A 13,389-nucleotide genomic window follows, 5' to 3' on the forward strand; every position below is an offset into this window, starting at 1 on the left:
GGCCTTAAGGAAACCGAAAGGAACCCGGCGAGAAGGCTGGGACAACAGCGGGCGATCGACACGTGCCGAGACGCCGTATCCCGGCGTACGGAAAGCGCCGGCTGGTGGGACCTAGGAGTTGCGTGACATGGAGCTGGTGGCTGACAGGTTCCGCCTGCTGAGCGCGTTGGGCAGAGGAAACATGGGGGAGGTCCACCGGGCCGAGGATCTGCAGGCACCGGAGGGTTCGCCGGATCGCGTGGTGGCCGTCAAGCTGATCCTGCGGAGCCGCTCGGGTGCCGTCATCGATTCGAGCGCTGACACCAAGGCGGTTCAGCGGTTCGAGCGTGAGACTCGCATCATGCGCCGACTCCGTCACCCGAATCTGCCGCGCTCGGTCGCCGGTGGCGTGCACTCCGCCGGGCTTCCGTACATCGCGATGGAGCTCCTCGACGGCGAGACACTGAGCGACCTGATCGCCGAGCAGCCGCAGCTCCCGATCGGGTGGGTCGCCGCGATAGGTGCCCAGATCGCCGCTGGTCTCAATGCGGCACACGCCGCAGGTGTGATTCATCGCGACCTCAAGCCGTCAAATGTCATGCTGCTGCGCGGTGGGTTCGTGAAGGTTCTGGACTTCGGTATGGGTCGGATCATCGAGGCCGACGAAGCCGAGAGGCTGACCAGCACCGGTGTCACGGTGGGCACGGCCCGCTACATGGCCCCCGAGCAGTTCCGTGCCTCGTCGGTCACCCAGGCCGCCGACCTGTACGCCCTCGGCTGCGTCCTGTTCGAGCTGCTGACCGGTGTACCTCCGTTCCACAGCGGCTCGGCGCACGAAGTGGGCCAGAAGCACCTGGAGGAGCCGCCCCCGCCCGTGCGGGTGTTGCGCTCCGACGTGCCCGGGAGCCTCGAGCGGCTGATCGAACGGCTGCTCGCCAAGGACCCAGCGGACCGGCCTGTGGACGCAATGGCAGTCCGCGAGGCACTGTTGCCGCTGGTGCAGGGGGACGACAACGTCCCCGGCTGGGACGACGTCAACCCCGTCAGCCAGTTCGGCACTACCCACACCGTCAACGCGGCGGTCACCGCGCTGGCGGATCCAGCTGCAGCAGCTCCGTCCCGACCGGCAGCAGGCATGGACGTGTTCGGGGTGCATCGACGGCTCCTCGACGACTATCGGGCCTTCACCGAGGGCGGCACGACCATCCGTAACGACCGTATCGCCGACTTCGTCGAGCGTGACCTCGACGCGAAATCGCAGTGGCCCGACCCCTGGTTGTCGCTGAACCCGTTCTTCGCGTCCGGCGGCAGCATGCTTGAACTCGTCAACGAGGGTGTGCTGCACCCGGAGTGCGCCCAGATCTTCCAGGCGAACAAGACGGAGGGTGGCGCCACCTGTGACGGGCGACCGCTGACGCTGCACCGGCACCAGCGGGAGGCGATCGAGAAGGCGCAGTCCGGGACCTCCTATGTGCTCACCACCGGGACCGGGTCCGGCAAGTCCCTGTCGTACATCGTTCCGATCGTCGACAAGGTGCTGAAAGCGCGTGAGCAGGAGGGCCCGAAGGCCTCGAAGCGGGTTCGGGCGATCATCGTCTACCCGATGAACGCGTTGGCCAACAGCCAGCTCAAGGAACTCGACAAGTTCCTCTGTGACGGGTACGGGCAGGGCCGTGAGCCGGTGACGTATGCCCGGTACACCGGGCAGGAGAGCGACGAGCGGCGCAAGGACATCCGCGACAACCCGCCGGACATCCTCCTCACCAACTACGTGATGCTCGAGCTGATGCTCACGCGGCCGGACGACCGCCGGTCACTCATCAAGATGGCCCGAGGGCTAGAGTTCCTGGTCTTCGACGAGCTGCACACCTACCGCGGCCGCCAGGGTGCCGACGTGGCCCTGCTGATTCGCCGCGTCCGGGAGGCATGCCAGGCGATCGACCTGCAGTGCATCGGGACGTCCGCCACCATGTCGACCGAGGGCACCCTCGACGACCAGCGCGACGCGGTGGCTCGGGTGGCCACCACACTGTTCGGCACGGAGGTCAGCAGCGGAAACGTCATCGGCGAGACGTTGATCCGGGCCACGGCCGAGGCGCCCGACACCGTGCCGGTGGAACGGCTGCGGGCACCCGGCGCCCCGCGGGCGTACGCGGACCTGGTGAACGACCCGCTGGCCCGCTGGATCGAGACCCGGTTCGGGCTCGCCACCGATGCGGTCACCGGCCGGCTCGTGCGGCAGAAGCCGGCCAAGATCGAGGACGCCGCGTTGGAGCTGGCGCGGGAGAGCAACCTGACTGCTGCGGACTGCGCCAAGGCGATCCGGGCCACGCTGAAGGCCGGATCGGAAGCTCGGGACCCGGCGACGGAGCGTCCGCTCTTCGCGTTCCGCTTGCACCAGTTCCTCTCCAAGGGCGACACCGTGTACGTCACCCTGGAGGACGAGTTCACCCGGCACCTCACCCGCGAGTACCAGCTCGTGCTGCCCGGCTCCGACGGCAAGATCCTCCTGCCCCTCGCCTTCTGCCGGGAGTGCGGCCAGGAGTACCTGACCGTGTGGCGGTCGGAGAAAGACGGCAAGGTCGTCTACGCGCCGCGTAGGGACACCACCGCGACCGGTGGCTCGAGCGACGACGGTTACCTGTACATCGACTCGGATCGCCCGTGGCCGGCACGCGAGGAGGAGGCGATCGAGGCCCGGCGGATTCCGGAATCATGGCTGGAGGTCGACGCCGGCGGGCACGAGGTGGTACGTAGCTCGTATCGGCCGCGGCTGCCGCGGGCGGTCATGGTCAATTCCCAGGGCTGGGAGGGGCACGGTGATCTGAAGGCGGCTTTCATACCATCCCCATTCCTCTTCTGCCTGCACTGTGGTGTCAGCTACGAGCAGACCCGGGGGAAGGACTTCGCCAAACTCGCGACACTGGACCAGGAGGGCCGCTCGTCGGCCACCTCGCTGGTGTCCGCGTCCATCGTCCGGTCGCTGATGCAGGCGCCGCCAGAGGCGCTGAACAAGAAGGCGCGCAAGCTGCTCACCTTCGTCGACAACCGGCAGGACGCGTCGCTCCAGGCTGGCCACTTCAACGACTTCGTCCAGGTGACGCAGCTTCGCGGGGCTCTATACCGGGCCGTGGTCGAGACGGGCGCCGACGGGATAACCCACGAGGATCTCGCCGCGCGGGTCACCGCCGCGCTCGGGCTGAGCCTCGGTGACTACGCGCGCGAAGCGGATCTTCCGCCGTCCCTGGCCAACCTGGCGGCGAAGACCCTCCGGGACGTCGTCGCGTTCCGTCTGTATCTGGATCTGGAACGCGGCTGGCGCATCACAATGCCGAACCTTGAGCAGACCGGACTCCTCAAGATCGACTATCAGGATCTGACCTGGCTCGCCGAGAAGCAGGACCGCTGGTCCGGGACCCACGACAAGCTCCGCGACGCGGAGCCAGAGGACCGCAGAGAGATGATGCGGGTGCTCCTGGACGAGATGCGCCGCGGACTGGCGATCGACGTCCAGTACTTCCGCGACGACTTCGACTCCCTGCAGCGGGGCAGCGAGGAACGCCTGGTCGACCCCTGGGTGCTGTCCGCCAGCGACAAGCCGAAGGTGGGCGCCGCCTACCCCCAGCCCTCTGGTCGCGGTTTGGACCGGTCGAACCTGTTCCTCTCCGGTCGAGGAAAGTTCGGAAAGTACCTGCGCCGGGTGCACTTCCCCGAGCTGTCATGGAACGACGCCCAGGACGTGATCGCCGACCTGCTGCAGGTGCTCAAGCGGGGCGGTCAGGTCATCGAGGTCACCCAGGTGCCGGAACGTGCCGGCCGGTACCGGCGTTCGGCGGGCACTCCGATGATCGGCTACCAGGTTTCGGCAGCCGCTCTCATCTGGCGGGCAGGGACGGGTGAGACCGGCAGCCACGACCCGCTGACGCGGACGTACGCCAGCGGCGACGGGCCGCGGGTCAACACCTTCTTCCGCGAGCTGTACAAGACGGCGGCTGGGACTCTCGCCGGCCTGACCGCTCGGGAGCACACGGCGCAGGTCGACCCGATGGAGCGGGAGCGGCGGGAGGAGGCGTTCCGTAAGGCGGAGCTGAAGCTGCTCTACTGCTCCCCGACGATGGAACTCGGCGTCGACATCTCCGAACTCAACGCCGTCATGATGCGCAACGTTCCGCCGACCCCGGCGAACTACGCGCAGCGCAGTGGCCGGGCCGGACGGTCGGGGCAGCCGGCGCTGGTCACCACCTACTGCGCCACCGGCAACAGCCACGACCAGTACTACTTCCGGCGCTCCGACCGGATGGTGGCCGGAGCGGTGGCTCCGCCGCGGCTGGACCTTGCCAACGAGGACCTGGTGCGCTCGCACGTGCACGCCGTCTGGCTGGCGGAAGCGGGTCTCAAGCTGGGCCGAGCCATTCCCGAGACGATCGACATCAGCTATCTGGAGGACAGCCGCCGCCCCAACCCGGCCCTGGCCTTGCACGACCACATCGCCGCGGCGCTACGGGACACGCACGCGCAGGAGCGTGCCGTGGACGCAGCCCGCACCGTGTTCGCCGGTCTGCTGCCCGACTTCGCCAAGTCGACGTGGTGGGACGACCGGTGGATCGAGGACACGGTACGAACCACGCCGGAGCGGTTCGACCGCGCGTTCGACCGCTGGCGGGACTTGTTCCGCGCGGCCCTCGTCGACCAGGCCGAGCAGAATCGCAGGGTCCTGGATCACACCCTCTCCGAGCGGGACCGGCGGATCGCCGTCGGCCGCCGGAAGGAGGCCGAGACGCAGCTCAACCTGCTGAAGAACGAGACGGTGGAGAGCAGGTCCGTGCTGTCGGACTTCAACCCGTACCGCTACCTGGCCAGCGAGGGTTTCCTGCCGGGTTACTCGTTCCCGCGTCTTCCGTTGGCCGCGTACGTGCCGACCACCGGGCGCAGGTCCGGTGAGGGTGACTACCTGCAGCGTCCCCGTTTCCTCGCGATCCGGGAGTTCGGCCCGGGCGCGCTCATCTATCACGAAGGTGCGCGCTACCAGGTCACTCGCATCCAGTTGCCGCCGGACGCAGCCGGTGAGGTGGTGACGAGCGAGGCCCGCCGGTGCACCAGCTGCGGCTACCACCACGACACCCGCGGTGGCGCGGTCCGCTGCGAGATGTGCAACGAGAAGCTGGGCGATACCACCTACGGGCTGCTGCACCTGCACACCGTCTACACGCGGCGCCGGGAACGGATCTCCTCGGACGAGGAGGAGCGGCGCCGGGCGGGCTTCCGCCTGGTGACCTCGTACCGCTTCCAGGACCACGGTGCCCGTCCGGGCCGGCAGGACGCGGTCGTCTCCGACGGGGACGACCGGATCGCCACCCTTTCCTATGGCGACTCGGCGACCGTGCGCATCACCAACATCGGCCGGGTTCGCGCCAAGCAGGACGAGCCGGACGGCTTCTGGCTCGACCCCGCCGACGGGCGTTGGATGAACGAACGTGACGCCGGTGAGGCGTCCGGCGACTCCAGCGAGATGCCGGTGGTCGACGCCGACGGAAACGAGAAGCGCCGCAAGAAGCGGGTCATCCCGTACGTCGAGGACCGCCGGAACATCCTCGTCCTCAAGTTGGACGAGCCGGTGGAGCACGACGTCGCGCTCACCCTGATGTACGCGCTGGAACGCGGTATCGAAGCGGCCTTCGAGCTGGAGGACTCGGAGCTCACCACCGAGTTGCTCCCGCCGAACGACGGTCCCCGTGACCGGATGCTGTTCACCGAGGCGGCGGAGGGTGGTGCCGGCGTACTGCGGCTCATGCAGTCGGACCCGACGGCGCTGGCCCGAGGCGCCGCCGCAGCGCTGGACATCTGCCACTTCGACGCGGACGGCACCGACCGGGGCGGGCCGCACAAGGACCGGCCCTGCGCCTGGGGCTGCTACGAGTGCCTGTTGACCTACGGCAACCAGCTCAACCACCACTCGATCAACCGCCACCTGGTCCGCGACCTGCTGCTGCGGTTCGCCAGTGCGGCGGCGCGGACGACCGGGGAGGGTGAGTCTCGGACGGAGCAGTTGGCCCGGCTCACCGATCGGTCGGACACCAAGCTGGAGGGGAAGCTGGTCGCCTGGTTGAAGGAGCGTGGCCTCCGACTCCCGGACGACGCGCAGGTCTTCGTCACCGACGCGCTGGCCCGTCCCGACTACGTCTACCGGCTGCCCGGGGCCAACGTCGCCGTGTTCGTCGACGGGCCGGTCCACGAGCACGAGGCGGTCGCCGAACGCGACCGCGAGGCGGAGGAGCGCTTGTTCGACATGGGCTGGGACGTCGTGCGGTTCCCGCACGACGCCGACTGGTCCGCGATCGCCACCAAAAACAAGCGCTACTTCGGCACCGGCGCCTGACAGCCCGGCCCCCATTTCACACGATGACGCAAGGAACAGCCTCATGACCACCTTCAGCGCCGGAACGCTGGTCTCCGCCCGGGGCCGCGACTGGGTCGTGCTGCCCGAAAGCGCCCCCGACATGCTGGTCCTGCGACCGCTGGGCGGCGCGGACGACGACATCGCCGCCGTCTTCCCCGCCTTCGAGCAGGTCAAGAGCGCCGAGTTCGCCCCGCCCACCCCGTCCGACCTGGGCGACGCGTACGCGGCGAGCCTGCTCCGCTCGGCGCTGCGGATCGGCTTCCGGTCCGGCGCGGGGCCGTTCCGCTCACTCGCCGGGATCGCCGTCGAGCCGCGCGCCTACCAGCTCGTGCCGCTGCTGATGGCGCTGCGGCAGCGAACCGTGCGGATGCTGATCTCCGACGACGTCGGCATCGGCAAGACCGTCGAGGCCGGCCTCATCGCCAGTGAGCTGCTGGCCCAGGGGAGCGCGAGCAATCTCGCCGTGCTCTGCGCACCGGCCCTGGCCGAGCAGTGGCAGGCGGAGCTGCGCACCAAGTTCGGCATCGACGCCGAGCTGGTGCTCGCCTCCACGGTCTCGAAGCTTGAGCGCGGCCTGGACCTGGGTCAGTCGCTGTTCGACCGGCACCCGCACGTCATCGTCTCCACCGACTTCATCAAGTCGACCCGGCACCGCGACGACTTCGTCCGCCACTGCCCGGACCTGGTGATCGTCGACGAGGCCCACACCTGCGTCGCCGCCGACGACAACACCTCCACCCAGAACCAGCTCCGCTTCGAGCTGCTGCAGCGCGTCGCCGCCGACACCGAACGCCACCTGCTGCTGGTGACCGCTACCCCGCACAGCGGCAAGGAGAGCGCCTTCCGCAACCTGCTCGGCCTCGTCCGGCCAGAACTCGCGACCGTCGACCTCGGCTCGGAGGCGGGTCGGCGGCTGCTCGCCCAGCACTTCGTGCACCGCAAGCGCGCCGACGTGCGCCAGTACCTCACCAAGGCAGAGGGCCTGGCCGATGACAGCCTCGCCGAAGAGACGGCGTTCCCGTCCGACCGGCACTTCAAGGACGAGACCTACAAGCTCTCCAAGGACTACCGCGCCCTGCTCGACGACGCCATCGCCTACGCCAGTGAGCGAGTGATCGCCGCGGACGGCCGGGGCCGGCGGGAGGCCCGCATCGCCTGGTGGTCGGCGATCGCGCTGCTGCGCTCTCTGGTGTCGTCGCCGCGCGCCGCCGCGCAGACCCTGCGCACCCGCTCGGCGACCGCGACCGCTGTCACCGCCGAAGAGGCCGACCGGCTCGGTGCCCCGCTGACCAGCGACTTCTCCGACACGGAAGCGCTGGAGGGGCTGGATGTCGCGCCCGGTGCGGAGGCCGGCGGCGTGGAGGTCGACGCGGGCCGGCGGCTCGCCGAACTCGCCGACCGAGCAGCCGCGCTGGAAGGACAGGCCGAGGACCGGAAGCTGGCCGCGCTGGTCACGCACCTCAAGGATCTGCTCAAGCAGGGCTACCACCCGATCGTCTTCTGCCGCTACATCCCCACCGCCGAGTATGTTGCCGAGCATCTGGAGGGAGCGCTGGGCAAGAAGACCGTGGTGCGCGCCGTCACCGGCACCCTCTCCCCGCAGCAGCGCCTGCAGCGCATTGAGGAACTCGCCGAGGCAGCCGGCGACGACCCCGCCGCCCGCCGTGTCCTGATCGCCACCGACTGCCTCTCCGAGGGCGTCAACCTCCAACACCACTTCGACGCCGTCGTCCACTACGACCTCGCCTGGAACCCCACCCGCCACGACCAGCGGGAGGGCCGCGTCGACCGGTACGGCCAGAAGCGCGACGTGGTCCGGGTCATCACCCTCTGGGGCAGCGACAACGGCATCGACGGCAAGGTCCTCGACGTCCTCATCAAGAAGCACCGGCAGATCCGCAAGGACCTCGGCGTCTCCGTCTCCGTCCCCGACGCCGCCTCGCAGGGGGTGACCGACGCGATCGTGGAGTGGCTGCTGCTGCGCGGCCGGGAGGAGGAGCAGGGCAGCCTCTTCGACGTCGAGGAGTACCGCGCCATCGACAAGAAGGCCGCTGTCCTGGCCACCGAGTGGCAGTCCGCCGCAGAGAAGGAGAAGACCTCCCGGTCCCGGTTCGCCCAGCACACCATCCGGCCGGACGAGGTGGCCCAGGAGGTTGCCGCGATCCGCGACACGCTCGGCCGGGCCGCCGAGATCCGCGACTTCGTACGCCAGGCGCTGCGCGCGCTCGACGGCGTGCTGCGCGACGAGCCGGGCGGGTCCGGTGGCTTCACCGCCGATGTGAGCGGCACCCCGGCTGGCCTCCGTGACGCGCTCGCCCCGGTGCTCGGCGGCGACGCCGTCGAGGCGGGCCGCCCGGTCCCGTTCCGGGCCACGGCGGCCGTCGCGCGCGGCGAGGCCGCCCTGGTCCGCACCGACCCGGCGGTGGTTGCCCTCGCCGGGTACGTCCTCAACGCCGCCCTCGACGACCAGGTCAGCGGCCCGCGCCCGGCCCGCCGCTGCGGCGTCATCCGCACCCGGGCCGTCACCGGCCGCACCACACTGCTGCTGGTCCGCTACCGCTTCCACCTCACCCTGCCGTCCCGCACCGGGACGCGGCAGCTCGTCGCCGAGGACGCCCGGCTGCTCGCCTTCGCCGGCGCGCCCGCGAGCGCCACCTGGCTGCCCACCCAGGACGCGCTGAAGCTGCTCGACGCGACCGCCGACGAGAACACCGACCCGGACTTCGGCGAGCGCACCATGAGCCGGATCCTCGACGGCCTGCCCGAAGTCACCGATCACCTCGAGGCGTACGGCGAGGATCTGGCCGCCGAACTTCTCGCCTCGCACCGCCGGGTGCGCAGCGCCTCCGGCGAGATCGTCCGCGGCCTCACCGTCACCGCGCAGAAGCCCGCCGACGTCCTCGGCGCCTACGTCTACCTGCCCGCTTCCACCCCCGCCGCCGGAGGCCACGCCTGATGTCCGCCACCGCCCGCAACCAGGTCTTCTCCGCCGTCCACACGATCGGCGGGCTGATCCCGGCCGACATGCTGGTCCGGATCGCCGAGGGTAAGGATGTCAGCGGCGCCAAGCCCGCCGACTACCGGGTGATCGGCTCCCGCTCGGTGCGCGACGACGCCGAACGACACTGGGACTATCTCAAGTCGGTCTGGAAGGAGCTGCGCGACCGGCTCCCGGTCGCCCCGGAGGCCGAGGCCCCCGCCGACGCGACTGGCCTGGCGGTCACCCAGTGGCTGGAGCCCCTCTTCGGAGAGGGGCTGGGATTTGGTCGGCTGACCGCGCTCGGCGCCACCGGCATCACCTCGGATGACGGTGCCAAGACGTTCGCCATTAGCCACCGCTGGAACCACGTGCCGATCCATTTGGCCCCTTGGAATGCGGCGCTGGACAAGCGGCCTGCCGGCGCGGGCAGCGTGCCGCCGCAGTCGCTGGTGCAGGAGCTGCTGAACAGGTCCGAGGCACACCTGTGGGGTGTGCTCACCAACGGCCGGCAGCTGCGGCTGCTGCGCGACTCCAGCGCGCTCGCCACCGCCGCGTACGTCGAGTTCGACCTGGAGGCGATCTTCGACGGCGAGCTGTTCAGCGAGTTCGTGCTGCTGTATCGGCTGCTGCACGTCTCCCGCTTCGAGGTCGCCGAGGGCGCGGCGCCGTCGACCTGCTGGCTGGAGAAGTGGCGCACTGAGGCGATCGAGACCGGTGTCCGGGCACTCGAATACCATCGCGAGGCGGTGAAGAACGCCATCATCGCGCTCGGCACCGGGTTCCTCCGGCATCCTGCGAACGGCGACTTGCGGCGCACCCTTGACGTCAATAGCTACCACGCCGCCCTGCTGCGTCTCGTGTACCGGCTAATCTTTCTCTTCGTCGCCGAGGACCGGGATGCTCTGCACCCACCTGGCACGACGGAGCAGACCCGGGAGCGGTATGCAAAGTACTTTTCCTCCGCTCGGCTGCGTCGGCAAGCCCTCCGGCGTCGGGGCACCTCCCACAGCGACCTCTATCAGTCTCTCCGGATCGTCCTCGACGCACTCGGCAGCGAGGAGGGCCGGCCGGAGCTAGGACTGCCCGGCCTCGGGGGGCTCTTCGACGACACCGACGCCGACAAGCCGCTGAAGGACCGGTCGATCGCCAACGCCGACCTGCTGGAAGCGGTGCGTTACCTGGCTCGGGTCCGCGACGTTGGGTCTGGCCGTTGGCGCCCTACGGACTACCGCAACATGGGTGCGGAGGAGTTGGGCTCCATCTACGAGTCGCTGCTGGAGTTGGTGCCCAAGCACCAGGCGACCGATAGCACCTTCGACCTGGTCGACCGCGCGGGCAACAACCGCAAGAAGACCGGCTCGTACTACACCCCTAGCTCACTGATCGAGGCGCTGATCGACTCGACGCTCGACCCGGTCCTTGACGACGCGCAGAAGCGGGGGGAGGCGAAGGCGACCGCTGCGGGCGAGCCAGACCCTTCGCGCTACGTCATTGAAGAGCTGCTAGCACTCACTGTCTGCGATCCCGCCTGCGGTTCCGGTCACTTCCTGGTCGCCGCAGCACGCCGTATCGCGAAGCGGGTCGCCTCCGTCCGGGAGCGTAACCCGGAACCGACGGTCGACGCCGTCGGCGACGCCCTCCACGAGGTCGTCCGTCGGTGCGTGTACGGCGTCGACCTCAACCCGATGGCGGTCGAACTCGCCAAGGTGTCGCTGTGGCTCGAAGCCCTGAAGCCCGGGCGACCGCTCGGTTTCCTGAACGCGCAGATCAAGCACGGCAACGGGCTGATCGGGGCGAGGCCGGCGCTGTTGCGCGACGGCATCCCGAGCAAGGCATTCAAACCGGTGGAGGGCGACGACGCGACCTTCGCAAGAGCGTTGGAACGGCGTAACGAGCATGAACGGCAGGAGCATCCCGGGTTGTGGAAACTCGGCGTGGATGCGAGCGTCACAAACACCGGCTTCGCCGCTGATCTGAACCGGATCGTCGAGGTGCCGACCCGCACCCTGCGCGACGTGCACTGGCAGGAAGACGCCTACCGGACCTGGGTGACGTCTCCGGCCTACGAGCATGCCAAGTTTGTGAGTGACGCCTGGTGTGCAGCGTTCATGTGGCACAAGAGCAGCAAGCTGCCCGCAATCACACACGAGGTGTTCCGCAACCTGCAAGCTGGGGCGAAGCTGCCCGAGGCGGTCCGCGGCGAGGTTGAGCGGCTCAGCGAGGAGTACCGCTTCTTCCACTGGCACCTGGAGTTCCCCACCGTCTTCGTCGTGCCGCAGGACAGCGTGGATGTTGACGTCGACCCAGCGACCGGTTGGGCGGGTGGCTTCTCGTGCGTGCTTGGCAACCCACCATGGGACAAGGTCGACTTCGAGGACAAGAAATACTTCAGCGTGGTCGACCCGGCCATCGCCGCGATCTCCGGCGCGGCACGGCGCAATCGGATCAGCGAATGGGTTAAGGAGAACCCGGAAGCCGCCAGAGACTACTGGGCTGAACGCCGCAAGATCAAATCGACGTTCCACTTCGCGGGCGACTCCGGAGCGTTCCCGCTATGCGCCAAGGGCCTTACCGTCAGAGGCGTTACCATGCTTCAGACCGACCAGCTCTTCGCCGAAATCTTTACCCTTATCTGTTCACCTAAGGGCAGCGTCGGGTGCATCATCCCTACCGCGATTGCGACGAGCGCGGGGGCGCAACACCTCTTTGGCGATCTCGCTAAGCGTGGTGCAATCACCTCTCTGCGCGCCTTTATCAATAGCAATCAGCTTTTCGTCGGCATTCACCTTGACGAGCGGTTTTGCCTGCTCTCGTTGGTTGGACGAGGACTTCGGGAGTCGAAGGCAAGTTTCGCATTCTTCCTCGAAGATCCGGTCGACCTTGATGACCCTGGCCGCATCTTCGAACTTACTCCCGAGGAGATCGCTTTAATCAGCCCAAACACGGGAAACATTCCGATTTTCCGGTCCCGCCGCGATGCCGAACTCACTGCTGGGATCTACCGCCGAATCCCTGTGCTGCAGAACGAGCTCCAGAGCGAGGATAATGCTTGGCGCATCGACTTCGTCCCAACCCCCTTCCACATGACCGACGACTCCGACCTCTTCCGTGAAAGAGAGCGACTGATTGCGGAAGGGTGGGAACTGGTCGGGAACGTATTTACCCGGAATGGAGAGAGGATGCTGCCTCTATATGAAGGGAAGATGGCTCACCTTTTCGATCATCGCTGGAACTCCTACTTTGGAACAGGCAACGAGGATCGCAGGCGTCTGACTCTGACTGAGAAGCAGGATCCTTCAGCGGTGGCCTACCCGCGCTACTGGATTGCGGAAAACGGGCTCATTCCCACAACCCGGAGGGGAAGGCAGGTCGAGATCCCGGGAGTCGCCCTACGCTTGGCTCAGTTAGGATGGGATCGCGACTGGCTTTGTGGCTGGCGAGATGTTACTAATGCAACCAACGAGCGGACCTCAATCTGCTCCTTCATTCCGCGCACGGCAGTTGGACATAAGTTCCCCTTGATGCTGCCGCGCGTCTCCCCGGTCCTTGCCGCAGCGCTCATCGCTACTCAGAGTTCCTTGGCCTTTGACTATGTAAGCCGGCAGAAGATCGGCAAGACGAACATGGGGCTCTTTATCTGGAAGCAGCTACCCGTCCCTGCGCCAGCAGCGCTCGAACTGCATACTCCGTTTGTAACGCCGCGGGTAATCGAGCTCGTCTACACCACCTACGACATGGCGGGGCTTGCTTGCGACCTCGGCGACACTGGCGCTCCCTTAAATGGGGCGAGGACCGCCGCGCCCAGATTCGCGCAGAACTGGATGCGTACTTCTTCCACCTTTATGGCATTCGTCGCGACGATGTGGACTACATACTGGAAAGGTTTCAGTCCGACTCGGGCGGCGGACTCAAGAACAACGATATCGCTAAATACGGCACGTACCGGACCAAGGAACTGGTCCTTGCCGAGTACGACCGGATGGCCGCTGCCGGCGTTAGCCTGACCATGCCGCTCATCGACGGCGAGAACTAC

3 protein-coding genes are annotated in these 13,389 nt (G+C 67.9%); all 3 read left to right on the plus strand.

Going from position 1 to position 13,389, the window contains the following annotated elements; genetic code table 11:
- Positions 1–127: 127 nt before the first annotated feature.
- The 3 genes from DER29_RS16510 to DER29_RS16520 are packed head-to-tail and all read left to right on the plus strand — an operon-like array spanning position 128 to position 13,360.
- The gene (locus tag DER29_RS16510) at positions 128–6,355 is read left to right on the plus strand and encodes a protein kinase (protein WP_121398135.1); all 6,228 of its coding nucleotides are present in this window, start codon (positions 128–130) and stop codon (positions 6,353–6,355) included.
- Positions 6,356–6,398: 43 nt separating this feature from the next.
- The gene (locus DER29_RS16515) at positions 6,399–9,332 is read left to right on the plus strand and encodes a DEAD/DEAH box helicase (protein WP_121398136.1); all 2,934 of its coding nucleotides are present in this window, start codon (positions 6,399–6,401) and stop codon (positions 9,330–9,332) included.
- On the plus strand, positions 9,332–13,360 hold the full coding sequence (locus DER29_RS16520) for a DNA methyltransferase (protein WP_199729329.1): 4,029 nt from the start codon (positions 9,332–9,334) through the stop codon (positions 13,358–13,360). The genes DER29_RS16515 and DER29_RS16520 overlap by 1 nt, the downstream gene beginning before the upstream one ends.
- The last annotated feature ends 29 nt before the right edge of the window (positions 13,361–13,389 follow it).

Origin of the sequence: Micromonospora sp. M71_S20 (assembly GCF_003664255.1) — a bacterium.
Classification (GTDB): domain Bacteria; phylum Actinomycetota; class Actinomycetes; order Mycobacteriales; family Micromonosporaceae; genus Micromonospora.

Excerpts from the sequence above, each read along its gene's own strand:
- DER29_RS16520 (WP_199729329.1), top strand. The coding sequence starts at position 9,332 with ATGTCCGCCACCGCCCGCAACCAGGTCTTCTCCGCCGTCCACACGATC.
- DER29_RS16510 (WP_121398135.1), top strand. The coding sequence starts at position 128 with ATGGAGCTGGTGGCTGACAGGTTCCGCCTGCTGAGCGCGTTGGGCAGA.
- DER29_RS16515 (WP_121398136.1), top strand. The coding sequence starts at position 6,399 with ATGACCACCTTCAGCGCCGGAACGCTGGTCTCCGCCCGGGGCCGCGAC.